The organism is Prevotella sp. S7 MS 2, from assembly GCF_000762865.1.
Taxonomy (GTDB): Bacteria; Bacteroidota; Bacteroidia; order Bacteroidales; family Bacteroidaceae; genus Prevotella.
In genome coordinates, this window is the sequence record NZ_JRPT01000017.1 from 37,339 (window position 1) to 60,971 (window position 23,633).

General features: G+C 45.3%; 22 protein-coding genes. 12 read left to right on the plus strand and 10 right to left on the minus strand.

The genetic code is table 11. The annotated features are described in order from the left end of the window. Positions 1 to 163: 163 nt before the first annotated feature. Both HMPREF0671_RS03780 and HMPREF0671_RS03785 read right to left on the minus strand, forming a co-directional pair. Positions 164 to 3,277 carry a glycoside hydrolase family 2 TIM barrel-domain containing protein gene (locus tag HMPREF0671_RS03780; RefSeq protein WP_036896800.1) on the minus strand — a complete coding sequence of 1,038 codons (3,114 nt, stop codon included), beginning with the start codon at positions 3,275 to 3,277 and terminating at the stop codon, positions 164 to 166. 206 nt (positions 3,278 to 3,483) lie between these two features. Beyond that, entirely contained in the window at positions 3,484 to 4,440 is a 957-nt protein-coding gene (locus HMPREF0671_RS03785; RefSeq protein WP_036896802.1) for a LuxR C-terminal-related transcriptional regulator, read from the minus strand. Positions 4,441 to 4,670: 230 nt separating this feature from the next. Between HMPREF0671_RS03785 and HMPREF0671_RS03790 the strand changes: the two genes are divergently transcribed. Continuing rightward, entirely contained in the window at positions 4,671 to 4,937 is a 267-nt protein-coding gene (locus HMPREF0671_RS03790) for a hypothetical protein (protein ID WP_036896804.1), read from the plus strand. 85 nt (positions 4,938 to 5,022) lie between these two features. On the opposite strand, the gene nadD is transcribed toward HMPREF0671_RS03790, so the two are convergent. The 4 genes from nadD to HMPREF0671_RS03810 all read right to left on the minus strand — a co-directional run bounded on the left by nadD (position 5,023) and on the right by HMPREF0671_RS03810 (position 7,930). Next, on the minus strand, positions 5,023 to 5,586 hold the full coding sequence (nadD, locus tag HMPREF0671_RS03795; RefSeq protein ID WP_036896806.1) for a nicotinate (nicotinamide) nucleotide adenylyltransferase: 564 nt from the start codon (positions 5,584 to 5,586) through the stop codon (positions 5,023 to 5,025). Beyond that, the gene (gmk, locus tag HMPREF0671_RS03800; protein WP_232223163.1) at positions 5,583 to 6,290 is read right to left on the minus strand and encodes a guanylate kinase; all 708 of its coding nucleotides are present in this window, start codon (positions 6,288 to 6,290) and stop codon (positions 5,583 to 5,585) included. Before gmk ends, nadD begins: the two co-directional genes overlap by 4 nt. Positions 6,291 to 6,306: 16 nt before the next feature. Further along, positions 6,307 to 6,774: an endonuclease domain-containing protein gene (locus tag HMPREF0671_RS03805; protein WP_232223164.1), complete on the minus strand. Its 468-nt coding sequence runs from the start codon at positions 6,772 to 6,774 to the stop codon at positions 6,307 to 6,309. Between the two features lie 280 nt (positions 6,775 to 7,054). Then, positions 7,055 to 7,930, minus strand: coding sequence for a YicC/YloC family endoribonuclease (locus tag HMPREF0671_RS03810; RefSeq protein ID WP_036896808.1), 876 nt, complete (start codon positions 7,928 to 7,930; stop codon positions 7,055 to 7,057). An 89-nt stretch (positions 7,931 to 8,019) separates the two neighbouring features. Between HMPREF0671_RS03810 and tsaB the strand changes: the two genes are divergently transcribed. From tsaB to HMPREF0671_RS03845, 7 genes are all read left to right on the plus strand, one after another. Beyond that, positions 8,020 to 8,712 (plus strand): tRNA (adenosine(37)-N6)-threonylcarbamoyltransferase complex dimerization subunit type 1 TsaB, encoded by a 693-nt coding sequence (tsaB, locus tag HMPREF0671_RS03815; protein ID WP_036896810.1) that lies wholly within the window; start codon positions 8,020 to 8,022, stop codon positions 8,710 to 8,712. A gap of 28 nt (positions 8,713 to 8,740) precedes the next feature. Then, complete coding sequence (locus HMPREF0671_RS03820; protein ID WP_036896812.1) at positions 8,741 to 9,343, plus strand: DUF4290 domain-containing protein; 603 nt, start codon at positions 8,741 to 8,743, stop codon at positions 9,341 to 9,343. Then, positions 9,343 to 10,653 (plus strand): UDP-N-acetylglucosamine 1-carboxyvinyltransferase, encoded by a 1,311-nt coding sequence (gene murA, locus HMPREF0671_RS03825; RefSeq protein ID WP_036896814.1) that lies wholly within the window; start codon positions 9,343 to 9,345, stop codon positions 10,651 to 10,653. The genes HMPREF0671_RS03820 and murA overlap by 1 nt, the downstream gene beginning before the upstream one ends. Continuing rightward, positions 10,646 to 11,173: a ribosome maturation factor RimM gene (gene rimM, locus HMPREF0671_RS03830; RefSeq protein ID WP_036896816.1), complete on the plus strand. Its 528-nt coding sequence runs from the start codon at positions 10,646 to 10,648 to the stop codon at positions 11,171 to 11,173. The genes murA and rimM overlap by 8 nt, the downstream gene beginning before the upstream one ends. Before the next feature lie 13 nt (positions 11,174 to 11,186). Next, positions 11,187 to 12,347 (plus strand): 1-deoxy-D-xylulose-5-phosphate reductoisomerase, encoded by a 1,161-nt coding sequence (locus tag HMPREF0671_RS03835; RefSeq protein WP_036896873.1) that lies wholly within the window; start codon positions 11,187 to 11,189, stop codon positions 12,345 to 12,347. Between the two features lie 42 nt (positions 12,348 to 12,389). Beyond that, positions 12,390 to 13,766: an RIP metalloprotease RseP gene (rseP, locus tag HMPREF0671_RS03840; RefSeq protein ID WP_036896818.1), complete on the plus strand. Its 1,377-nt coding sequence runs from the start codon at positions 12,390 to 12,392 to the stop codon at positions 13,764 to 13,766. 291 nt (positions 13,767 to 14,057) lie between these two features. Then, a complete protein-coding gene (locus HMPREF0671_RS03845) occupies positions 14,058 to 15,293 on the plus strand; it encodes an OmpA family protein (RefSeq protein ID WP_052052815.1) in 1,236 nt (411 codons plus the stop codon). A 92-nt stretch (positions 15,294 to 15,385) separates the two neighbouring features. Here the strand turns inward: HMPREF0671_RS03845 and HMPREF0671_RS03850 are convergent, their stop codons facing one another. The 3 genes from HMPREF0671_RS03850 to HMPREF0671_RS03860 all read right to left on the minus strand — a co-directional run bounded on the left by HMPREF0671_RS03850 (position 15,386) and on the right by HMPREF0671_RS03860 (position 17,871). After that, the gene (locus tag HMPREF0671_RS03850) at positions 15,386 to 16,276 is read right to left on the minus strand and encodes an FKBP-type peptidyl-prolyl cis-trans isomerase (RefSeq protein WP_036896821.1); all 891 of its coding nucleotides are present in this window, start codon (positions 16,274 to 16,276) and stop codon (positions 15,386 to 15,388) included. Positions 16,277 to 16,360: 84 nt separating this feature from the next. Continuing rightward, the gene (locus HMPREF0671_RS03855; RefSeq protein WP_036896822.1) at positions 16,361 to 17,236 is read right to left on the minus strand and encodes an FKBP-type peptidyl-prolyl cis-trans isomerase; all 876 of its coding nucleotides are present in this window, start codon (positions 17,234 to 17,236) and stop codon (positions 16,361 to 16,363) included. A gap of 29 nt (positions 17,237 to 17,265) precedes the next feature. Then, positions 17,266 to 17,871 (minus strand): FKBP-type peptidyl-prolyl cis-trans isomerase, encoded by a 606-nt coding sequence (locus HMPREF0671_RS03860; RefSeq protein WP_036896879.1) that lies wholly within the window; start codon positions 17,869 to 17,871, stop codon positions 17,266 to 17,268. 256 nt (positions 17,872 to 18,127) lie between these two features. Between HMPREF0671_RS03860 and HMPREF0671_RS03865 the strand changes: the two genes are divergently transcribed. The 4 genes from HMPREF0671_RS03865 (at position 18,128) to HMPREF0671_RS03880 (ending at position 22,720) form a co-directional block, all read left to right on the plus strand. Continuing rightward, a complete protein-coding gene (locus HMPREF0671_RS03865; protein WP_036896824.1) occupies positions 18,128 to 18,820 on the plus strand; it encodes an NAD-dependent deacylase in 693 nt (230 codons plus the stop codon). A 551-nt stretch (positions 18,821 to 19,371) separates the two neighbouring features. Further along, positions 19,372 to 20,286 (plus strand): phosphorylcholine transferase LicD, encoded by a 915-nt coding sequence (locus HMPREF0671_RS03870; protein WP_052052817.1) that lies wholly within the window; start codon positions 19,372 to 19,374, stop codon positions 20,284 to 20,286. A gap of 2 nt (positions 20,287 to 20,288) precedes the next feature. Beyond that, positions 20,289 to 21,380 carry an alanine--glyoxylate aminotransferase family protein gene (locus HMPREF0671_RS03875; RefSeq protein ID WP_036896884.1) on the plus strand — a complete coding sequence of 364 codons (1,092 nt, stop codon included), beginning with the start codon at positions 20,289 to 20,291 and terminating at the stop codon, positions 21,378 to 21,380. Further along, positions 21,377 to 22,720: a Gfo/Idh/MocA family oxidoreductase gene (locus HMPREF0671_RS03880; RefSeq protein WP_036896826.1), complete on the plus strand. Its 1,344-nt coding sequence runs from the start codon at positions 21,377 to 21,379 to the stop codon at positions 22,718 to 22,720. Before HMPREF0671_RS03875 ends, HMPREF0671_RS03880 begins: the two co-directional genes overlap by 4 nt. A 3-nt stretch (positions 22,721 to 22,723) precedes the next feature. Here HMPREF0671_RS03880 and HMPREF0671_RS03885 read toward each other — a convergent pair whose 3' ends face one another. Beyond that, positions 22,724 to 23,632, minus strand: a complete 909-nt coding sequence (locus tag HMPREF0671_RS03885) for a glycosyltransferase family 2 protein (RefSeq protein ID WP_036896829.1) — start codon at positions 23,630 to 23,632, stop codon at positions 22,724 to 22,726. Position 23,633: the final 1 nt, after the last annotated feature.

Sequence of the window (23,633 nt, forward strand, 5' to 3'; positions counted from 1 at the left end):
GAGTGAATAATGGGCAGTATGAGCCAATGAAATAGGTATGTTCATGCTGAAAGGTCATACCTCTTTTATCCGATAGATTACTGAAACAAGCAATAAAAAAGTCCATCTCGCAAAAGATGGACTTTTATGTTAGGCGACTATCAAGTCGCTATAGGTTTGTCGTTTATTTCAAAGGAATGAGCCAAGTGGTGAAGTCGAAGTTACCATACTTCACTTCGTACTTAGGCATAGCTTTGGCATGAGGCGACCAACTGTCGATACCACCGACACCAGCCATGCGCTTGTCGAGGAAGAGGTTGGTGTACTTGCTCTTTGCTACTTGCTGTGTATGGCGCTGTTCTTTTTCTTCTCCATCGTCCAAGTCGTCGATGTTGTAGTGTATAGCACTTGCCGAGAAAGCATTGTCAGATACCACGCGCAAGCCTGTACCGGCTTTTGTAGACTGTATCCACCAGCGCATATCAGTCTTGGTGCCACTCTCTTGTGGGCGAATATAAGAGAAGAACTGCTCATCGGCCGACTGTTTGTTGATACTGATGTTCATACATTCGCGACGGTCGAGGTAGTTTTCGATAGGTCCACGACCAAAGTATTCAGACTGATCCATATCGTATGGCATCTGAAGTACCATTCCGAAGCGGAACAGATTGCTTACCTTAGCTCCCGGAGTGGTCGTCATCTTCTGATTTACTTTGATTTCTCCGTTGGGATAAACCACATAGCTGAGTACCAATTGAGCCTTCACTTCGGGCATATCGTAGCGAGCTACGACGGTAGCCGTGCGTTTATCGCTTGTTGCGGTGAGGCTTTGTAGGTTCATAACTGGATGATGCCATGCTTTATAAGCGATGTTAAGATGGGCTCCCATATCGTTGTCAGTGACTGCACGCCAGAAGTTTGGCTTCAACGTACCGCCTTCACCGAGCATGGAAGTGCCGTTGACAGTGTACGAAGTGAGCAGACCTGTGGCCTTATCAATTTTCACATCTACACCGTTAGCAGTGATACTGATTTGTGTATCCTTCTTCTTATTCTGCAATTTCAGTTTGCCTTCAGCTGCCGGACCGGCATAGTTGTAGGTCGGGAGTGTGATGTGTAGCTGACGATAAGCCACTTCTTGGCCGGCTTTCATCAATGGTTCTGCAGTTTTCAATACGAAGCTTAGGTTGAGCAAAAGCTCTCCCTTGAAGGCTTGAGCATTGTAAGGCAGGGTGTATTCTACGGTCTGTTGAGGTGCCACTTTGAGGTCGTTGACCTCTCCTGTCTGCATAGCTTTACCGTCTTCTGTCATAGTCCATACCAGTTTATAATTGCTCAAGTCGCGGAAGAAGTACTCGTTGTGCACGCTAATCTTGCCGGCTTTGAGGTCAACGGGCTCTGCCCATATGTTTTGGTATTGGTAAGCCACTTCGTAAGCATGCGGATTAAGCTGGCGGTCGGGGCCAATGATACCGTTGCAATTGAAGTTGTTGTCGCTGCCATCATAGTTGTTATAATCGCCACCATATTTATAGATGCTCACACCATTGGCGTCTTTGCCGTGCAGAGCTTGGTCTACGAAGTCCCAAATAAAGCCACCTTGGAATTTCGGATATTTGCGGACGAGTTCCCAATAGTCTTTGAGTCCACCGCCCGAATTACCCATGGTGTGGTTGTATTCGCACTGAATGAGTGGCTTTTGGTCTTCGGGTGCTGTACTGAGAGCGTATTTTTCGCATGCTGCGGGAGTGCGATACATCGGACAATAGAAGTCGGTGTTGGCACCTTTCTCAGCACGTTCCCACTGTATAGGACGGCTACTATCAAAGTTTTTAATCCACTGGTAGGCTGCCGTAAAGTTTGGTCCATCAACTGTTTCGTTACCCAAACTCCAGTAGATGATGCTTGGATGGTTCACGTGCATCTCTACATTGTGCTGATTGCGTTCCAATATCTGTTTGGCAAAGAGTGGTTTCTTGGCCTCCGAATCGTCGCCGTACTGGAATCCGTGGCTCTCTTGGTTGGCCTCGGCACATACATATAGTCCGTACTCATCGCATAGATCGTACCACATTGGATCATTGGGATAGTGGCAAGTACGTACGGCATTGATGTTCAGACGTTTCATAATCTGAATGTCTTGAATCATTCTTTCTCGGCTAACGACGTATCCTCCGTCCGGATCCATCTCATGTCGGTTGGCTCCTTTGATGTAGATGGGCTTGCCATTGACAAGCAATTGGGCATTCTTTATCTCTATTTTACGGAATCCAATCTTCTGTGTGATGACCTCTTTCACGTTCTTTTTGCGGTCCTTTACGGTCGCTACGAGAGTGTAAAGGTAAGGACTTTCGGCCGTCCAAGTCTTCACATTGCGGAGCAAGAATTGCACTGTTCCGGATGTTCTTCCCTTGAAGTCGGTCTCTGATTTCAACACTTCTATGCCATTGGCATTGTAAAGTTGGAAGTCGATAATGGGTTGTCCCTTCACGTCAACACTGATCTGAGCCTCGCCATCTTGATAGTTGTTCTGCAAATCGGGGGTGATACGGATGTTCGTCATTTGCACATTGGCATCGCGAGCATATAGATAACTCTCGCGAGCAACGCCCGATAAGCGCCAGAAGTCTTGGTCTTCGCAGTACGAGCCGTCACTCCAACGGAAGCTTTGGAAAGCTATTAGGTTTGCTCCTTTCTTCAAGTATGGAGTAATATCAAACTCTGCTGCCACCTTACTATCTTCGGTGTAGCCCACATATTGACCGTTAACCCAAAGATACATGTTGGATGTCACGGAGCCGAAATGGGCGATAACTTGTTTCCCCGTCCAGTTATCGGGGATGTTGATAACGCGACGATAGCTGCCCACATGGTTGTCTTTGATAGGCACCTGAGGCGGATTGTCCTTGAAATGGCCGCGCCATGCGAAGCCCACATTGATGTAGACAGGGTCTCCATAGCCGTTTAGTTCCCATATACCGGGGACGTTCAGGCTCTTCCAAGAAGCGTCGTTGTAATCGGTTTTGAAGAAGTCTGTGGGGCGTTGGTCGGCATTTTCCACCCAATTAAACTTCCATGCACCATGCAATGAAAGATAGTTATCCGACTGGGTCATGTCGCCTTTCATTGCCTTCTCTGCCGATTCGTAGGCAAAGTAATTAGTATGAAGCTTGAAACGATTAACCTGATTGACTGCCATATCGTGCCATTCGGTGAATGTTGGTTGCACGGTCGGGGTGTTACTCGCACATACCGGCAACGCAGAAGTCAATGCAGCGATAAGGAAAAGTTTGTTCATAGATGTTGGTTTATTGGTATTTATTTGTGCAAAAATAACGATAAAACTCTGCATAAACAAAGGGAAATCGTCAAAAGATGTGAAATCTGAAAATATGACGAATGCTAGATACATTCGTCATAGAGGCGAGAAACGTCCATATGGTCGCATCTCTTATGGGGGTATAACAGTTCTGTTTCCTTGTTGAGTAGGACTAGGATAGGGCTTTATAGTTTCACGTTCGAGATGTCTACTAGATTGTTCACGATGGCATAGATGGTGAGTCCGGCCGATGAATGAATCTGTAGTTTGCGGGCAATGTTGCGTCTGTGCGTGATGACGGTGTTGAAAGAGATAAACAAATGGCCGGCTATCTCTTGGTTGGTCATGCCCTGTACGATGCAGATAACAATGTCTTTCTCTCGCTCACTCAGTGCATCTTTGGCATGAGGAGCTTTGGTGAGCATGGCTTCGATGTTGCTGCTGATGGCATTTTTGCCTATTTTCTCTTCGTAAAGTCGAATAGCCGGCACCATGATCTCGTCTTCCACGCGTGTGTGTTGCTTCAACCATTCCTCGTTACTATATAGTTTATAGAGGGTGGCCATGAGTTTGTTGTTGAGCAACCCGTTGCTAGGCAGATACTTGATGATGATGTCTTTCAGCTCATGGAGTTTGTCGTCGGTAGGCTCATGGTGTGTAGAATAGGTTTCTATATCGTAGTCGGTAGGCATCTGGTTAGCTATCAATTTCTCGATATAAGGGAACACGTTGCGCTCTTCATACTTCATGTGGCGATGCATCAAACGCGAGAAATCGTCGAACAAAGAAAGAATCAACTGCCCAATTTTGTCGTCGGGAGTCACCGATTCCACCAATTGCTCACGGATAGTGGGCAACTGGAATCCCAAATAATACTCATGACAAGCTCTCAAGTGTTTCAATAACGTGGGGATATGGATCTTGTCTATACTCGCCGTATTTTTATAACCGTTGATGGTAAAGTTGACAATTGTCAAGAAAGTAAATGTATCTACGTGTTGTTCTTCGCAGACTTCTTTTACTGTTTTGTCGCCAAATCCAAGGTTAATACCGAAACTTCCTAAGCTTTGCAACACTTCTCGGTTGTCGCTAATGAGACTAATCATCCGGTCGTTGGGCTCATAAATCTTGTGATTTACCATAATGTTCTTTGTCCTTCGTTACTTTCTTGCTCCCTTGTGGGCAAGTTTTTTCTTATTGCTCTGCATGCAAAGATAATTATTTTTCCACGAAGTCGGGTACATTTCGATATTTTAAGACGCTTTTTATACCTTTTCTTAACGTCTCAAAAACTATTAGAAAAGATGGAGCGTATTGTTTGTTTGCAGCTTCAGATGACTTATCTTTGTCTCGAAACCCAAAATAAGAGACTATGATACAGAAAAGATTTCAGGATGCAAAGTCTTATATTGTAAACTTAACAGAGCTGATTTGGAACTATATACGTCATCGCGATTGGTTCCCCGAAGGCAGTCTGTTAGCCATACAACCCGAAATTATTGAGGTGGTTATAGAACTTCCGGCCAACTGTAACGGGTGCGAATTATTCGATCCACAACTCTTTATCCGTCGCAATGCACTGGGTTATGCCGTCCCAAACATGCAAGCTATTCGCCAATTGGCACGTAGGTATTATTAAACGATGTATTCATGGGCTTGCTGCTATGGTTTTTCAGTGTTGTGTTAGATGTCGGGAAACGAAGCCCGCATTATCTATATGAAACTTATTTTAGCCTGAATGGCAACCATTGGTCGACGTTCTCACCGGCTTGCATACGCCTGCGAATTTCGCTACTACTGGTGTCGTAGAGTTCAGTTTTGAGCAGATGGACATTGGATGGCAAGGTAGTGGCGTCAATAGGATTGTTGCGACGAGGATAAATGAAGATGTCGTGGTCGCGCAGAATATCTTCATGATGTGCCCATTGTGGAAAACTGAGCCAGTTGTCGGCACCAATAATGAGACAGAATTGTCGGTTGGGATAGTCGTGATGTAGGTGTTGTAGCGTGTTCCAGGTATACGAAGGCTTGGGTAAGTGGAACTCGTAATCGGAGACAAAGAGTTGTGGCTCATCGGCCAAGGCTTGGCGCACCCATTCCAGTCGTTGCTCGTCGGGCATCAAGTCTCGCTGCCGTTTGAAAGGATTCTGGGGTGAGACGACAAACCAAACCTCGTCGAGATTGGCTGCTTTGAGTATCTGTTTAGCCAGCGCAACGTGTCCGATATGGATGGGATTGAACGAACCGCCATAGATACCGGTGCGAATGGGTGAGCTTGCGGAATTCATATTCCTAGGAAATCTTTGATGAGTTGGTAGGTCTCTTGTTTCGCTTTGTCGAGGTCATCGTTGATGATGACATGGTCGAAACAAGGTGCAAAGGCGAGTTCGTAAGCCGCACGTGCGAGACGTTGTTCTATGACTTCAGGCGCATCGGTGTTACGACCGACGAGTCGTTGGCGCAAAGCATCGATGGAAGGTGGTTGGATGAACAGGCTCATGGCACGGTCGCCATAGAATTGTTTGATGTTGCATCCACCCTTGACGTCGACATCAAACACCACATTTTGGCCGGCAGCGGACTGCTTCTCTACCTGCGATTTGAGCGTACCATAGAATCTGTCTTGATAAACTTCTTCGTATTCGAGGAACTCGTCGGCTGCAATCTTGGCACGAAACTCATCGGGCGTGAGGAAAAAATATTCCACTCCGTCTTGTTCTGTACCTCGTGGTGCCCTGCTGGTACAGCTGATGGAGAATGCCAGATTAAGTTCCGGATGTTTCGTCATGAGCCAATTGATAATAGTACTCTTGCCACTGCCGGATGGCGCAGAGAAGATGAGGAGTCGGCCTTTAACCTCCTCCGACCCCTCCCAAGGAGGGGAGAGCCTACGGGAACAAGTCTTTCCTGAGAAGGGAAGTGATGACATTGTGTCCTTAGGTTCAATACTTTCGACTGTAGATTTAGTCTTTATTCTTGTGGAATCATTCATATCTGTTGATATTATGTCATGTTCTTTTGGTTGGTCTAAACGATGTCGCTCTTTGTAATTTGGATTTATTTGTAGTGCCTTTTTGATTTTTTTGAATGACTACTTCGGGAGCTGTATTTACCTCTTCGTTAGTAAACCGAATGACTTGAAAGCCCTTTTGGTGGAGATATTCAGTTCGTTCGGCATCGTTCAATGGCTGACCATTAACGTAATGATAGCCTCCATCAACTTCTATGATGAGATTATGTGATAGACAAACAAAGTCTGGAATGTAATCTCCAATGGGATGTTGCCTACGTAATCTTACACCTAATTGCTTACCTCGAAGATATTGCCATAAAAGGAATTCAGAAGTTGTAGGGTATCGCCTGTTACTCTTTGCCGCACGACGTAGTAATTCGTAGTTGCCTGTTTTTGAGGTGAAGTAACCATAAGGTCCCTCACTGCATGCATCGTTTGGTATATTATCAGAGTGTTTCATCATGGGGATTATTATGAATCTGTTGGTCTACCCTTTCTTTGGGAGGTGTTGATACTATGTCTCTTTGCAGTTCTCCCTTGTAGAAAGAGACAAAGTGAGGTTTGTCTCCTATAGGTTTTCCTCTTTTAAAGAGAAGGTTGGAGATGTCCTTTGGCAGTTCTCCTTTGTTGGAAGAGGTTAAGTGAGGATTGTCCCCTGTAGGTCTTCCTCATTCTAAAGAGAAAGTAAGAGATGTTAGTTCCCCGTAGGCACTCCCCTCCTTGGGAGGGGTTGGGGGAGGTTTTTACAGTGCATTTAGCACTTGTTCCTTGATTTGCTCCAACTCATCTTTCATCTTGACGACGATATTTTGCATCTCCGCCTGATTGCTCTTGGACCCAGTGGTGTTGATTTCGCGCCCCATCTCCTGAGCGATGAAGCCCAACTTTTTACCTATCGGTCCTTCTTCGGCCATTGTTTCGCGGAAGTATTTGAGGTGATTGGTGAGTCGTTGCTTCTCTTCATTGATATCTAATTTCTCGATATAGTAGATGAGTTCCTGCTCCAAACGGTTGGTGTCGTAAGTCACACTGGGTATTTGTTCCAGTCCTTTGACAATGTTAGCCTTGATTTTCTCAACGCGTGCCTGCTCATAAGGTTCGATACTGGTAAGCAGTTGTTGGATGTTGTCCACCTTTTCGGTAAACTTCTGTTGCAGTGCAGCACCTTCTTGGTGGCGGAATTCCACGAGGGCGTCGATGGCTTCGTTGATAGTTTGGAGAGCTACGGCCCATTCGTCGTCGGACAATACTTCTACTTCTGTGCGTGTAGTGACGTCGGGCATGCGCATCAATGTGTTGTACCAATCCTGTGGTTCGGGGATGCCGGCAGTGGCAGAAATCTGCTTGAGTTGTTTGTAATAGTTCTCTACCAGTGCCGCATTGATGGGAGTGGCGTCGAGTGCAGCATCTTTCTCAATCCAAATAGAGAAATCTATCTTGCCTCGTTGCAATGCCTGTGTGATAATCTGACGTATCTCCATCTCCTTCTCACGGTAGAGTGGGGCGATGCGAGTGGATAGATCAAGTGATTTACTATTAAGAGATTTGATTTCTACATGAATCTTCTTCTCGTTGTAGATTGCGACAGATTTGCCGTAACCGGTCATAGATTGTATCATAATTCGAATCGCGTTAAATTTCTGCAAAAGTAAGAAAATTGCAGGAAAAATCTGTAAATTTGCGCTTTATTTAGAATATATTTGTAGTTATGTCGTGTATATTAAATATCGAGACGAGCACCGATGTTTGCTCGGTGTCCGTAGGACGCGATGGAGATTGTATCTTTAATCAAGAAGACCATAGTGGTCCTAATCACGCAGTGAAGCTCGGAGTGTTCGTAGACGAGGCTTTGGCATATATCGACGAGCAGGGTATACAGCTCGATGCGGTCGCTGTGAGCTGTGGCCCCGGTTCGTATACCGGTCTGCGTATCGGTGTCAGTATGGCTAAAGGCATTTGCTTTGGCCGTTCGGCTAAACTCATCGCTATACCGACCTTGCAGCTACTGTGTGTTCCGGTATTGTTGAAAGAACAGATGGAAGAAGAGAATGCTTTGCTCGTACCGATGCTCGATGCTCGAAGGATGGAAGTGTATGCTCAGGTAAATGACCGTGCATTGAAAGAAATACGTCCTATTCAAGCCGATATAGTGGATGCCGATACGTATAAGGAATACTTGGAACGTGGTCCGGTGTACTTCTTTGGCAATGGTGCAGCAAAGTGTATGGAGTCTATCAATCACCCCAATGCCCGTCTCATCAAGGACGTAGAGCCGTTGGCTAAATACATGTTGCCCTTGGCAGAGAAAGCTATGGCTGAGCAACGTTTTGAAGATGTGGCCTATTTTGTGCCTTTCTATCTGAAGGACTTTGTGGCAAAGATGCCGAAGAAATTGTTGTAAGATAAGCAAAAACCAAAAAATCCATTTCATGAATATCCAAGGATTAGACTATAATACCCAGCGCGAACGCTTGAAACTTCCGGAATACGGGCGAGAGATACAAAGCATGGTAGACTATGCGGTAGGACTCCCTACGAAGGAAGAGCGCCAACAGTGTGCTGAATCCATCATTGCCATCATGGATAGAATGTTTCCGCAAAACCACGATACTCAAGACTATTTGCAAAAGTTGTGGGATCATCTAGCTATCATGAGCGACTTTAAGCTAGATGTAGACTATCCTTTCGATGTGACAGAAGCAGTGAAGATGGGCGACAAACCTACGCCTGTGAGTTATCCGATGAAGTCGATTCCGGTACGCCATTATGGCTATATGCTGTTCGAGGTGTTTGAGAAATTGAAGACCATGGAGGAGGGTGTGGAACGTGATGAATTGATTCGCTTAACGGCCAACCAAATGAAACGTAATTTGGTACAGTGGAGTCATGGCTCCATTGATGACGAGAAAGTAGCGTCGGATTTGGCGCGTTTTACTGACGGTAAAGTGCAATTAGACTTGTCTACATTCAAGTTTGATAAGATTATCGACCGCGAGCCCCAGACTACTAATAACAAGCGAAAGAGGAAATAATGGAGTCTTTTGTGATAGAAGGAGGGCATAAACTCCAAGGAACCATTAAACCGCAAGGTGCAAAGAATGAGGCGTTGGAGGTAATCTGTGCCACGTTGCTGACCCCGGAAGCTGTTAGAATAAATAATATCCCGGATATTCAGGATGTAAACAATTTGATTAAGTTGTTACAGACGATAGGGGTGAAAGTGACACGGCACAATAAGAACGACTACACATTCCAAGCCGATGAACTGGATTTGAGCTACTTGGACAGTTTGGAGTTTGTGAAAGCCTGTGCAGCTTTGCGTGGTAGCGTGCTGATGATAGGCCCGTTGCTTGGGCGATTTGGTAAAGCTACGGTGGCTAAACCCGGTGGAGACAAGATTGGTCGACGTCGTTTGGACACCCATTTCCTAGGTTTTAAATATCTTGGTGCGAAGTTTTCGCGTGAAGACGAGCGCGAGGTATTTCATATAGAAGCTCGCAAATTGAAGGGATGCTATATGCTCTTGGATGAGGCTTCGGTCACAGGTACGGCCAATATCATCATGGCGGCTGTGCTTGCTATGGGTACGACGACTATCTATAATGCTGCATGCGAACCCTATATTCAGCAACTTTGCCATCTGCTCAATGCGATGGGAGCTTGTATCAGTGGCATTGGTAGCAATTTATTGACAGTCGTTGGCGTATCATCGTTGCATGGTGCGACACATCGTATATTGCCGGACATGATAGAAGTGGGGTCGTTTGTCGGTATGGCGGCCATGTGTGGCGATGGTATCAGAATCAAAGATGTATCAGTACGCGACCTAGGTATTATTCCCGATGCGTTCCGCCGACTAGGTGTGAAAGTCAAGATTGAGGGCGATGATCTATGGATTCCGCCTACCAACCACTATGAGATAGACTCTTTTATAGACGGTACCATCATGACATTGGCCGATGCTCCGTGGCCGGGATTGACTCCCGACCTATTGTCGGTATTGTTGGTTGTGGCTACACAAGCCCGTGGTAGTGTGCTGTTCCATCAGAAGATGTTTGAAAGTAGATTGTTTTTTGTCGATAAATTGATAGATATGGGAGCACAGATTATCTTGTGCGATCCCCATCGGGCTGTCGTTATCGGACATGACCGTAAGCGTACTTTGAGGGCCGGAAGAATGACCAGCCCCGATATTCGCGCCGGTATCGCGTTGCTGATAGCTGCATTGAGCGCGTCGGGAACAAGCAAGATAGCCAATATTGCACAGATAGATCGTGGCTATGAGAATATAGAAGAGCGTCTCAACTCGCTCGGAGCTAAAATAACTCGTGTGGATGATTAAGACTGAAGACGTATATAAGATAGGTAAGATAGGCAAGCCTCATGGGGTGAAAGGAGAGGTTTCGATGTCTTTCACCGACGATGTCTTCGACCGGGTGGAGGCAGATTACCTCGTCTTGGAGATGGATGGAATCCTCGTACCTTTCTTTATGGAAGAGTATCGGTTCCACGGTGAAGAGACGGCATTGGTGAAATTCTGCGATATTGAGACGCAGGAGCAGGCTCGACAGCTCACCGGTAGCATCGTATTCTTCCCTCGACATCTGTCTGATTCGGATGCGGAAAACGTGACATGGGCTGAGATTATCGGCTGGACGGTGCGCAATTCGCATGACGGGGAAGCTGTAGGAATCATCCGGCATGTGGACGACACCACTATCAATACGCTTTTTGAAGTGCTTGCTCCGGACGGGAAGGAGATACTCCTCCCTGCATCCGACGACCTGATAGCAGGCGTTGACCACGACAAACACGAAATAAGCCTGATGATACCCGATGGTATCATGTGGCTGGATGAATAAGAGAAACGACAATATGAAGAAACAAATATGTATCCTCGGTTCTACGGGTAGCATCGGAACACAGGCACTCGACGTTATCGAACAGCATAGCGACCTATACGAAGTGTATTGCCTGACGGCCAATAACCGCGTGGACGAACTGGCGGCGCAGGCTCGCAAGTTTCGTCCGGCAGCAGTGGTTATCGGCAATGATGCTCATTATGAGAGGCTGAAGGAATTACTCTCAGACCAACCGGACATCAAAGTTTATGCCGGACGGGAGGCTCTGGAGCAGATCGTCGAGGCCGAACCGATAGACATGGTGCTCACGGCGATGGTGGGATATGCCGGACTGGCACCGACCATTCATGCCATCAAGGCACGTAAGAAAATTTGTCTGGCCAATAAGGAGACGCTGGTTGTGGCCGGAGAATTGATTTGCCGGTTGGCTCAAGAATACCATGCGCCCATCCTGCCCGTCGATAGTGAGCACAGTGCCATATTCCAAAGCCTCGTCGGCGAAGACCATAATGAAATCGAGAAGATACTGCTGACCTGCTCCGGTGGGCCTTTCCGCAAGTTCACGAGTGAGCAGATAGCCCGCGTGACAGCCGCAGATGCACTCCGACATCCGACGTGGGAGATGGGTGCGAAGATAACTATCGACTCGGCATCGTTGATGAATAAGGGCTTCGAAGTGATGGAAGCGAAGTGGTTGTTCGGTGTTCCGGCCGATAAGATTCAAGTGCTTATCCATCCACAGAGCATCGTTCACAGTGCGGTACAGTTCGCTGATGGTGGCGTGAAAGCTCAATTGGGTGTGCCTGATATGCGACTTCCCATCCAGTATGCATTCTCTTTCCCCGATCGTCTGCCTCTGAATGGCGACCGATTGGACTTGTTCAAGCAGCCGTTGGAGTTCTTTGAACCGGATGTGAATAAGTTTAAATGCTTGGCATTGGCCTATGATGCCATTCAAAAAGGTGGTAATATGCCGTGTATCTTGAATGCCGCTAATGAGGTAGTAAACGAAGGTTTCCGTCGTGATAAGTGCTCATTCTTGGGCATGGCCGACATTATAGAGCAGACCATGCAGCAAGCTACTTTCGATGCTACGCCTACCTATGAGACTTATGTAGCTTCGGATGCGCAAGCACGTGCTATTGCCGGCGAGTTGATGGCAACGAAATTTTAATAATAAATAGAATCATTCATTTAGTCCAAACAACTATAGACAATGGAAATATTTCTGATAAGACTGCTACAATTCATGTTGGCAATCTCGTTACTAGTGCTGCTCCATGAGGGTGGGCACTTCTTTTTCTCTAAACTTTTCGGTGTTCGTGTTGAGAAATTCTACCTCTTTTTCGACCCTTGGTTTCATCTTTTCCAGTTTAAACCGCGCAAGAGTGATACGACATACGGTATAGGTTGGCTCCCACTTGGTGGATATTGTAAGATCTCCGGAATGATAGACGAGAGCTTCGACACCGAACAAATGAAGAAACCGGCCGAGCCTTGGGAGTTCAGAACGAAGCCTGCGTGGCAACGACTCCTTATTATGATAGGTGGAGTGTTGGTGAATTTCTTGTTGGCTCTGTTTATCTATTCGATGGTTTTGTTCCATTGGGGAGAATCGTATGTGGCTGTCAAGGATATGACCATGGGTATGAAGTTCAATAAGGAAGCCAAAGTTTTGGGCTTCCACGACCATGATATATTAATAGGTACGGAGAAAGGTGATTTCAAAGACTACGGAGCCGACTTGTTCCGCGATCTTTCTGAGGCGCAAAGCGTGCGCATTGTTCGTGATGGAAAGGCCATGACGCTGCCTCTTCCGGGCGAGATTAATCTGCTTGGTATGTTGAAGACGGAACCTCGGTTCGTGTCTCCTTTCGTCCCGGCACAAGTAGATAGCGTGTTGGCAGGTTCTCCTGCTGCCAAGATAGGGCTTGCTAAGGGCGATGTGATGGTCGCTGTCAATGGCAAGGCTGTTGATTCTTACAATGAATTTATGGGAGAATTGGGGCGCTTGTCCGATGTGATGATGGATGCAAAGACTCCTCAGGATAGTCTGAAAGTACGCACGGCATCCTTCGTAGTCAAGAAAGCCGGCATCGAAAAACTTGATACCGTCAATACTATATTGACTTCCGATTTGAAGTTGGGATTCATTGTGAAGAATCTCTTCGATACTTATCAAGAGACACATGTGACTTATGGATTCTTCGAGAGTTTCCCTGCCGGAGTACGATATGGTTGGGATGTATTGTCGGGATATGTCAGCGATATGAAGTATGTGTTCACTGCCGACGGTGCAAAGAGCCTCGGTGGATTCGGTGCTATAGGCAGTCTGTTCCCTCCAACATGGGATTGGCATGTCTTTTGGTTGATGACTGCTTTCCTCAGTATCATCTTGGCTTTCATGAATATCCTGCCGATTCCGGCACTTGATGGCGGACATGTGTTGTTCCTTCTCTACGAGATGATAACGCGACGCAAACCAAGTGAGAATTTCATGATACGTGCCGAATACGTAGGTATTGGTATTTTGATGCTGCTGATGGTACTTGCCAATCTCAACGATATATTGCGTTGGCTTGGTTATATGTAATATAAAGTCAGTGATTTTTAATAGATGAGCAGTGTATCTATGCCAAGTTTGCATAGGTGCCCTGCTTTTTTGTTGATCTTAACTCTGCTTAGTAATTTTTTGAAAGAGTAATTTAGTTTTTTATGGAGCAAAATAGTCCGATTCTTTCTATAATTCAATCAAATGCGTTCTTTATAGTTAAAAAAGTTGTACTATTATAAGAATTGTTGTAATTTTGTCCCATAATTTTAATTAAGCAAGTAGTACAAGATTTAAGTCTGGGGTACTTTTATTATTTTATTTATTTACATTATGCGTAAGATACTTTCTATTATTGCAGCCAGTGTTATAACACTGAGCGCAAGCGCACAAGGATTTGTGGGTAACAAGTTCTTTGATAACTGGTCTCTTGGAATTGAAGTTGGTGGTACAACAGCTACTAGCCATTTGGATCAAGTTCCCGGTTCTAATAAAGCTTTCAAACAAGGAGCTTTTTGGGGAGGCATGCGTCCTATCTTTGGTGCGGAATTAACTAAGATGATTTCCCCTGCTTTTGGACTCGCTATTCAAGATCATGCGGGAGTTAACTGGACGGATAGCAAGACAGTTGTAGATTACAACGACCTCGTTTTCTTGGCAAAGTTAAACTTGATGAACTTCTTTGGAGGCTACAAGGATACTCCTCGTACATTTGAGTTAGAAGGTGTATTGGGTGTGGGTTGGCGTTATTACTTCAATTCAGACCATATTGAGTATATCAATAATGGTAATCCCGGAACAGCTTATAAAGATGCTCAGGGCAATGTGTTGAACAATAGCTTCAGCGATGGCCGCGATTCTTGGATTACAAAGGCTGGTTTGAACTTCCTATTCAACTTGGGTGAGAAGAAAGCTTGGACTCTCTCTGTGAAGCCGGCTATCGTTTGGGATATGGATGGCTTTGCCGTTCAGCACAACAACGGTGCTCGTTTCGATATAAACCATAGCAATATTGAATTGATGGCAGGTCTTACTTACCACTTCAAGAGTTCTAACGGTGAACATCATTTTACGCTTGTTGAGCCTTGTGATCCTAACGTAATTGACGGCTTAACTTCTCAAATCAACGACTTGCGTAATCAACTTAATGACAAGGATGCACAAATTAACAACCTCAATGATGAGAATGCTCGTCTGAAAGAGATGTTGAATAAGCCTGCAGAGAATACTTCTGTGAAAGAATTCATTGCAACTCCTATTTCGGTATTCTTTAATATTGATAAGACAAATATTGCTTCTAAGAAAGATTTAGTAAACGTTCGTGCGTTGGCTAAGTATGCTAGAGAGAACAATTCTAACCTTCTTGTTACAGGTTATGCAGACAGTGCTACCGGTTCAGTTAAACACAACCAGTGGTTGTCAGAGCAGCGTGCTAAAGTTGTTGCTGATGAACTTGTCAACAATATGGGTATCGAACGTAGCAAGATTAAGACAGCTGCAAAGGGTGGTGTGAACGATTTGTCACCTATCTCATTCAACCGTCGTGCTACAGTTCAGGTTACAGAGTAATCTAGAATTATCATTCATATAAAAAGAGCGAATCCATTTGGGTTCGCTCTTTTTTTGTTGTAGGCTTATAATACGATTCTTTTCTTTCTTGCTTAGTCCTTAATTCCAACCAATTCTACGGTGAATACAAGTGTAGAATAAGGTTTTATCTTTCCGGCTTGACGTTCGCCATAGCCCAACTCTTGGGGAATAAACAACTCCCATTTGCTACCTATAGGCATCATGGTTAATGCCTCTGTCCAACCTTTGATTACTTGATTGCAACGGAAAGATGTTGTTTGTGGATTACGATTGTAACTGTTGTCGAATTCGGTACCGTCAATCAACTTGCCCACATACTTCACCGTTACCTCTTGTTTCTCTGTAGGTTTAGCTCCGGTACCGGCTTTTAATACTTTGTATTGTAGTCCGCTAGGTAGTTTGATGACTCCCTCCTTCGTAGCATTACGTGCTAACCAATCAGCATTCTCTTTCTTGTAAGCTGCGTTCTTTAGCTCTTGGTCGGCTGCCATACGTTCACGGTACATCTTATCGGCAGCCGCTACTGTGTAATAAGTGGTGTCGTTGGTTAGTGCAGCAATGAATCCTGCGTGGAACATATCTTGGCTTATGGAGTCGCGAGTACCCTCAAAACTAGTACGCGCATGGGTGATGATGCGTTCGTTTACCATGTTGGCAATCTGTCCACCAGCATTGTAAGCTTTGAACTTCGGATCGTTGGAATGGCTTAATGCATCGCGAAATCCTTGTACGAAGTCGGCCATATAAGTAGTATCTACTTCATACTGTTGCTTGATAAAAGAGAGGAGGCCTTGCGTAGCCGCCATTCCGGCTGCATAACTCACTGAGTCACTTGGGGTCGCTAGTTTGATAGTAGCTACCGGTTGTGCTGTTGTTTTCTTCTTCTTTTTGTCTTTAGCTTGAAGAGTCAAGGCTTGTGCGCCCATCAAGAGGGCGATAGATAGTAAAATAGTCTTTTTCATTTTCATGCTTATTTATATGCAACAAACCCCCTCTCCACAGTGGGAAAGAGGGTTTGTTAGTTTCTCATATTGTGAGTAAGCGACTTATTTAACGCTTAGCAATTCAATCTTGAAGATCAAAGCAGAGAAAGGTTTGATAGTACCTTGCTCACGCTCACCGTATGCTAAGTTCTGAGGAATGTACACTTCCCATACAGAACCCACCGGCATGTGAACCAAAGCGTCTGTCCATCCTTTGATTACCTGGTTGGCACGGAGGCTAACAGGGTTGCCACGTTGATAAGAACTGTCGAATACCTTACCGTCGATGGTCTTGCCTTCGTACTGTACTTCTACCATAGAAGTGTCTTTAGGCATAGCGCCCTTACCCTCTTTGATGACCTTATACTGTACACCGCTAGGTAATGTTTTCACACCGGCCTTGGTCTTGTTGGCTGCGAGGAACTTCTCACCGGCTTCTTTGTTTGGACCATATTGTTTCTCCATGTTTTTGCCCTTGATGCGTGTCATCAATGTCTGGGCGGTCATTTGAGCCTGCTCAATGGTCATTTTCACCTTGCCGGTTTTGCCGGTTGTACCAGCGATAAAGCCTGCCATGAAGTTCTTCATAGAGATAGTCTTGGTAGAATCATCGCCGAAAACTTCGTGATTGATACCCTTGAACATCTGCTGACTAATCTGCTGGCCAATCTGAATACCTGCATAGTAAGCAGCTTTCTTCTTGTTATCACCGGCGTTAGCACCTTCGTTCAAACCCTTGATGAAGTCTTCCATATAGGTAGTATCAATCTGCATACGACCTACTAGATACTCTTTCAAGCCCTGAGTCTGTGCCAAACCCATAGCATAACTCATGGTGTCGACATCATTTTTAAGATCAGCCTTAGGGGTTGAGTTGCCGCATGATGTCAGAGCGGCTACGCTGATAGCCAATGCGGCTACGATAGAAAGTCTTTTCATTGGTTTATAATTGAATTTTTAGAGTTTTCTTATTTCACTGCAATCAGTTCTACGTCGAAGATCAAAGCTGCGAATGGAGGAATTGATGCACCTGCACCGCGTTCGCCATAGCCTAACTGATAAGGAATGAAGAAGCGATACTTAGCGCCTTCCTGCATCAATTGGAGACCTTCAGTCCAGCCTGCGATAACTTGGTTCAAGCCGAATGTAGCTGTCTGTCCGCGGTCGTAGCTGCTGTCAAATTGTGTCCCATCAATCAATGTACCGCGATAGTGGCATTCCACTTGGTCGGTAGCCTTGGGGCTTTTACCGTTTCCTTCTAGCAATACCATATATTGCAGACCGCTAGCTGTGGTCTTTACGCCTTCTTTTGCAGCATTCTCTTGCAAGAAAGCTTCGCCCTCTTCTTTAGCCACTTTACCCTTTTCTGCGGCAGCCGCTTGTTGTTGAGCTTCTTTCTCGGCAAAGAAATTCTGTACGATGGTTTGCGCTTCTTGATCGTCGAGCTGTAACTTTGCGCCGGCAATCACATCTTTGATAGCCTGTGCAAAATCGTCGATATTCAAGCCCTCGGCACCCATTCCAGACAGTTGTCGGCCGATGCCCAATCCTAAAGCGTAACTAACTTTATCCATAAATCTATTTTCTGTTATTATAATAATGTGCTTATATTCCTGCAAAGTTAGCATTTTTATCTTACTTCCTTTCGTACAATAGCCAAAAAATCCTTAATTTTGTGGGAACAAGGGGGGAGTAAAGAAGTAGACAAGTTAACAAGTAAGCGTGTAGATTTGCCTAGAGAATGTGTAAGTGTATATCTATTTGGCTGTATCTTGTCTACTTGTTAGCTCGTCCACTTGTTAACTTTGAAGAACTCGTAAACTGTAAAATATGAAACATATTGTATTTCTAACTGGAGCAGGGATGTCGGTGGAGAGTGGATTTAAGACTTTTCGCGGCAATGATGGATTGTGGGAGAACTATCCGGTAGAGCAGATTGCTACCCATGAGGGATGGGAAGCTGACCCTACATTGGTGACTAATTTCTACAATATGTTGCGCAAGAAGCTCTATCAGGCGGCACCCAATGAAGGGCATCTACTCATCCACGAGTTGGAAAAACGGTTCGAGGTAACTGTCGTTACACAGAATGTAGATAATCTACACGAGAAAGCGGGGTCGTCGCGAGTCATTCATCTGCATGGAGAACTGTCTAAAGTATGCTCTAGTCGTGCCCCTTACGACAACCGATATATACGCGAACTGCCCGAAGATGATTGTCAAATAAAACCCGGAACCAAGGCCGAAGATGGTTCGTTGTTGCGTCCTTTCATCGTGTTCTTTGGTGAATCGGTACCCATGATGGAACCCGCTGCAGTGGCAGCACACCAAGCTGATATCTTTGTTATTATTGGTACATCGCTCAATGTCTATCCGGCTGCCGGACTGGTACAATATGTTCGTCCCGAAGTTCCGGTTTATCTCATCGACCCAAATCCGGTGAATGCAGCTGGTGGTCGAATCGTTCAGATAGCCAAAGGAGCGTCCGAAGGTATGAGGCAGCTCGCTAAAGTATTGGAATAAACATGTTATTCATAGTCGGAGGGTGTCGAACGTAAGCGAAGATAGTCTCCGGTATGCGTATATGTACTACAATCATGGAGTAAAGAGATTGCAAATTTCCCCCGCGGACGAGACATGTCGCGTCCCTACAGAAGCCCCACCCCATCCCTTCCCATAGAGGGGAGGGCGACAGAAATAAAGCTTCCCCGTCCCACAACTAAATAACTTATCAACTCAAAAACTTACAAACTAAAGCCTAAACTCGTCTACTTGTCCACTTAAAACCTTCTCCCTCCCCTTTTGGGGAGGGCTGGGGTGGGGCTGTTGCAGCGGTTCCTCAGTATTGCTGCATGGCCTCTTCAGCATTCTTGCAAAGCCGAGACAGCATCGCTGCCTCGGCTTTGCAGCAAAGTAGTAGACAAGTTAACGAGTGGATAAGTAGACGAGCTTGAAGTGAGAAGTGGGGGCTTTTATTATCAAAATGATAATAGAGTTTCAAATAGTCTATTTATTTTCACTTTTTATGTTTACCTTTGTTGCTAAATAGAACAGCTGAAGTAATTACTTAAAAGATGAACTTAGATAGTGAATATCGTGATGGATACCTCGTCTCTGTAGAGATGAAAAAAATCTGGGCAATAGAACTAGATTTGCTTAAAAAACTCGTTGATATTTGCCGGAAGCACGATTTGCGTGTATGGATAGAAGGAGGTACGTTGCTAGGAGCGGTGCGTCATCAAGGATTTATCCCTTGGGATGATGATATAGACGTCACGATGCCTCGTCCGGATTATGAAAAGTTGCGGCTTATCTGTGCTAAGGAATTGGAGGCGCCTTACTTTTTGCAGACTCCTTATAATGATGAACATTATTGTTGTGGGCACGCTCAGTTGCGTAATAGTAATACCACGGCTGTGCGTCCGAGCGATTGTTACCGTCCTTATAACCAAGGAATATTTATAGATATATTCATCCTTGATGGCATGCCCGATGATATGGTAGAACGAAAGCAGCTGGTTAAGAATGTCCGCAGACGTTTGAGATGTCTCAAGTCGATAGATTATCCCATCTTGCTCTCAGGGCGTTTAGGGCTGTTGTTTCGCAAGTACTGGTGGCGTCGCCAGGTGATGAAGTATGGATTTGCCCAACTATATCAGTATGTAGACGATTTGTTGTTGCAACATTCTTGGGATGATAGTCGGCAATTGGGACATGTGGCCTTTGCAGGAGATAGGTTTATATGGGATAAACACATCTTTGACCATACGACGATGCTATCTTTTGAGGGGTTACAAGTGCCTGCTCCGGGCGATTATGATGCATATTTGAAAGTGGTGTTCGGTCCCGATTATATGACTCCTGTCAAATGTCCGAATATGCATGGCGCCGTAGTGTTTGATACAGACCATAGCTATAAGGTACGGATGCCGGATATACGTCGGGCGTATAGACGCTCGGCAGTTAAACGATTACTAGCAAAACTATGAATATGAAAGAGCTAAAGAATTTGCTGAATTTTACAGTTGGACCGGTCATGTCGTCAGAGGCGGTTCGACAAATAGGCGGAGAGCAGGTGCCATATTTTCGTACCCCCGAGTTCTCGGAGCTGACATTTGATAGTGAGAGGCTTATCAAGCAGTTTGCGCATGCCGAAGATTCTGCAAGAGTATTGTTCTTGACCGGTTCTGGAACGGCTGCAATGGAAGCTACAGTGATGAATGTGCTGACTCCGGCTGATCGTGTTTTGGTTGTCAATGGTGGTAGCTTCGGCCATCGCTTCGTACAACTTTGCGATATTCATGGCCTGAATTACACCGAGATAAAGCTACCTATGGGTAAGCAGTTGACCGAATTGATGCTTCAACCATTTGCCGGTCAAGGTTTTACTGCGCTCTTAGTCAATGTGGGAGAGACCTCTACGGGTGTACATTATGATATAGATTTGATTAGTCGCTTTTGTCAAGAGCAAGATCTTTTGCTTGTGGTTGATGCCATAAGCTCATTCTTGGCCGACCCGTTTGATATGGCGTCACTGCATGTAGATGTGATGATTACTGGTTCGCAGAAAGCTTTAGCGTGTGCACCGGGTATCTCTGTGGTGGTTCTAGGCGAAAGGGCTTTGGCACGTGTAGAGGGAAATAAGGTAAGAAGTATGTACTTTGACCTGAAGGATGCACTGAAGAATGCAGAGCGAGGTCAGACTCCTTTCACTCCTGCCGTCGGAATCTTACGGCAGATAAATGCCCGACTTCATGAAATAGCAGAGGCAGGTGGCGACGCCATAGAGATAGAACGAACCCGCTTGTTGGCAGAAGACTTCAGGCAACGTATCCGTCATCTGCCGCTTGAATTGTTTGCTGAATCTCCTTCGAATGCCGTCACTTCGCTTCATCCATTGCATGCTTCGGCTTATGATATATTTGTTTGTCTCAAAGATGAGTACCATCTATGGGTATGTCCGAATGGTGGAGACTTGCGCGATAAAGTGTTTCGCGTAGGTCATATTGGTGCCTTGACTGTGGAGGACAATACGGTTCTGATAGATGCTTTGAACGACTTGCATACCAGAGGAATATTATGAAAAAGGTAATTACTTACGGAACATACGACCTTCTGCACCATGGGCACATCAAACTATTACAACGTGCCAAGGCATTAGGCGATTATTTGATAGTCGGAGTGACTGCTGACACTTTCGATAGGTCGCGTGGTAAAATCAACGTACAGCAATCTTTGATAGAGCGTATTAATAATGTGCGTGATACAGGATTGGCCGATGAGATTGTCGTAGAGGAATATATAGGGCAGAAAATCGATGATATTCGTCGTTTGAATGTGGATGTATTCACGGTTGGGTCGGATTGGAAAGGTAAGTTTGATTACTTAAAAGAGTTCTGTGAGGTCGTGTATCTTGACCGTACAGAGGGTATCTCAAGTTCTGAATTGCGTTGTGAACAGCGCGATATAAGAATAGGTTTGGTGGGCGACTCGGCCATTCTAAACAAATTTGAGAACGAAAGTCACTATGTGAATGGTGTTACTATCAGTGGTGTGTGTACGAATAATGGCAGCTTGTTGGCTGAACGACTTCATCAACTGCCTTGTGTGACAGACCAGCTAGATGAATTATTGAATGTTTCTGATGCCATATACGTGATTTCAAAGCCCGAAATGCACTATGAACATATATACCGTGCCCTCGGAAAAGGAAAACATGTGTTGTGCGAAACTCCAATAACTATCAAGGTAGAGCAATGGTGTGAATTGCAGCAGATGGCAAAGGACAAGGGATTGGTGCTTGCCGATGGATTGAAGACTGCTTATTCTATGGCCTATGACCGACTTTGTTTATTGGCTAAGAGTGGGGCAATTGGGAAGGTAGTTTCGGTGGATGCCACTTGTACAAGCCTGCAAGACATGGAAAGAATGCGCGAAGGGAATGGTCCATGTCCATGGAATAGCATTTGCGCATGGGGACCTACGGCTCTATTACCCATCTTCCAATTGCTAGGGACAGACTATATAAGTAAGCAAATCGTTACACATCTGCTGGATGAAGAGTTGTTCTTTGATGCCTTTACCAAGGTTTCTTTTGTCTATCCGCATGCTGTAGCCTCGTTGAAAGTAGGACAAGGAGTGAAGTCGGAAGGCGAACTCGTCGTGTCGGGAACAAAAGGTTACATCTATGTTCCGGCTCCATGGTGGAAGACAGATTACTTTGAAGTGAGGTATGAGAACCCTGCTGAGAATAAACGTTACTTCTATCAACTGGATGGCGAAGGCATTAGATACGAGATATTATCGTTTATCAAATCCATCAAGTCGTCGCGTAATGAATCTTATATAGACGTGAACACATCTGAAGCTATTATCCGTGTCATTCAAGACTTCTATGAAGGACGGGATGTTATCAGGATGTAGAGCCTATCTTTTACCTAATCTCTCGTGGATACCATCGCTATAGGCCTGCCACAACATGGGTAAGTCTTTCCATTGCCACGCCTTTGAGAAGGGCATGGTAAACAGAGCGGGAATGATATAACCAATCATTCCAATGAAGCTACGTAGGTAGCGAACGCCCCAATTACGGCCATAATGATGGTTCAGATAGGCCTCGTTGCGTATTTGGTAATATCGTTTCCACTTCTTTTTTTGATTACGTGTGACCCATGTATCATCATTGAAGAACTTATGTTTGTCCATCAAGGCATCCGGAATATACTGTAAACGGAAGCCGGATAGATGGGTTCGTAGGCAATAGTCGGTGTCATCGCAGAAGATAAACAACTCTTTGTTGGGTAAACCAATTCTCTCTACGACCGTGCGATTGATGAGTGGACCTTCGAAGTCGGCTCCAACAATCTCTGTGGCTTGGCTTATTTGCTGTTTGGCTAGTTTTCGTCCGTGCATGGAAGCTAATGGATTGGTGAAGTCGAATTTTTGAAATTCATGTGTAAACACTTGTCCGTCGAGTAGTCGTCGGGGCGAGAGTATGCCGATACTGGGTTGCTCTATGTATTTCAATAATTGTATTAAGCAGTCGGGGCGTGGGAAGACATCGTCGTCCATACACCATATCCAATCGGCTCCATCGGTATAAGCTCGCTGGATACCGGTATAGAATCCGCCACTTCCGCCCACATTCTCTTGGTGTATGACAGTTAAATCGGTTTGCTCATCAAGCCATTCGCAGGTTCCATCTGTACACCCATTGTCGACAACAATGACTTTTGAAAGGCCTTGTTGTTGGCGAAGCGAGGCTATACCGCGCTGGAGTAGTTCTATACGATTGTATGTTACGACTACGGCAATAATCTTTTTTATTTCAGTCATA

Bases quoted from the DNA above. Each gene is read 5' to 3' on its own strand.
- HMPREF0671_RS03835 (WP_036896873.1), top strand. From the start codon at position 11,187: ATGAAGAAACAAATATGTATCCTCGGTTCTACGGGTAGCATCGGAACA.
- HMPREF0671_RS03860 (WP_036896879.1), bottom strand. From the start codon at position 17,871: ATGGATAAAGTTAGTTACGCTTTAGGATTGGGCATCGGCCGACAACTG.
- nadD (WP_036896806.1), bottom strand. From the start codon at position 5,586: ATGAATTCCGCAAGCTCACCCATTCGCACCGGTATCTATGGCGGTTCG.
- HMPREF0671_RS03855 (WP_036896822.1), bottom strand. From the start codon at position 17,236: ATGAAAAGACTTTCTATCGTAGCCGCATTGGCTATCAGCGTAGCCGCT.
- HMPREF0671_RS03880 (WP_036896826.1), top strand. From the start codon at position 21,377: ATGAAAAAGGTAATTACTTACGGAACATACGACCTTCTGCACCATGGG.
- HMPREF0671_RS03870 (WP_052052817.1), top strand. From the start codon at position 19,372: ATGAACTTAGATAGTGAATATCGTGATGGATACCTCGTCTCTGTAGAG.
- HMPREF0671_RS03885 (WP_036896829.1), bottom strand. From the start codon at position 23,632: ATGACTGAAATAAAAAAGATTATTGCCGTAGTCGTAACATACAATCGT.
- HMPREF0671_RS03805 (WP_232223164.1), bottom strand. From the start codon at position 6,774: ATGATGAAACACTCTGATAATATACCAAACGATGCATGCAGTGAGGGA.
- HMPREF0671_RS03865 (WP_036896824.1), top strand. From the start codon at position 18,128: ATGAAACATATTGTATTTCTAACTGGAGCAGGGATGTCGGTGGAGAGT.
- HMPREF0671_RS03810 (WP_036896808.1), bottom strand. From the start codon at position 7,930: ATGATACAATCTATGACCGGTTACGGCAAATCTGTCGCAATCTACAAC.
- HMPREF0671_RS03875 (WP_036896884.1), top strand. From the start codon at position 20,289: ATGAAAGAGCTAAAGAATTTGCTGAATTTTACAGTTGGACCGGTCATG.
- HMPREF0671_RS03845 (WP_052052815.1), top strand. From the start codon at position 14,058: ATGCGTAAGATACTTTCTATTATTGCAGCCAGTGTTATAACACTGAGC.
- rimM (WP_036896816.1), top strand. From the start codon at position 10,646: ATGATTAAGACTGAAGACGTATATAAGATAGGTAAGATAGGCAAGCCT.
- HMPREF0671_RS03820 (WP_036896812.1), top strand. From the start codon at position 8,741: ATGAATATCCAAGGATTAGACTATAATACCCAGCGCGAACGCTTGAAA.
- tsaB (WP_036896810.1), top strand. From the start codon at position 8,020: ATGTCGTGTATATTAAATATCGAGACGAGCACCGATGTTTGCTCGGTG.
- gmk (WP_232223163.1), bottom strand. From the start codon at position 6,290: ATGAATGATTCCACAAGAATAAAGACTAAATCTACAGTCGAAAGTATT.
- rseP (WP_036896818.1), top strand. From the start codon at position 12,390: ATGGAAATATTTCTGATAAGACTGCTACAATTCATGTTGGCAATCTCG.
- HMPREF0671_RS03780 (WP_036896800.1), bottom strand. From the start codon at position 3,277: ATGAACAAACTTTTCCTTATCGCTGCATTGACTTCTGCGTTGCCGGTA.
- HMPREF0671_RS03785 (WP_036896802.1), bottom strand. From the start codon at position 4,440: ATGGTAAATCACAAGATTTATGAGCCCAACGACCGGATGATTAGTCTC.
- murA (WP_036896814.1), top strand. From the start codon at position 9,343: ATGGAGTCTTTTGTGATAGAAGGAGGGCATAAACTCCAAGGAACCATT.
- HMPREF0671_RS03850 (WP_036896821.1), bottom strand. From the start codon at position 16,276: ATGAAAAAGACTATTTTACTATCTATCGCCCTCTTGATGGGCGCACAA.
- HMPREF0671_RS03790 (WP_036896804.1), top strand. From the start codon at position 4,671: ATGATACAGAAAAGATTTCAGGATGCAAAGTCTTATATTGTAAACTTA.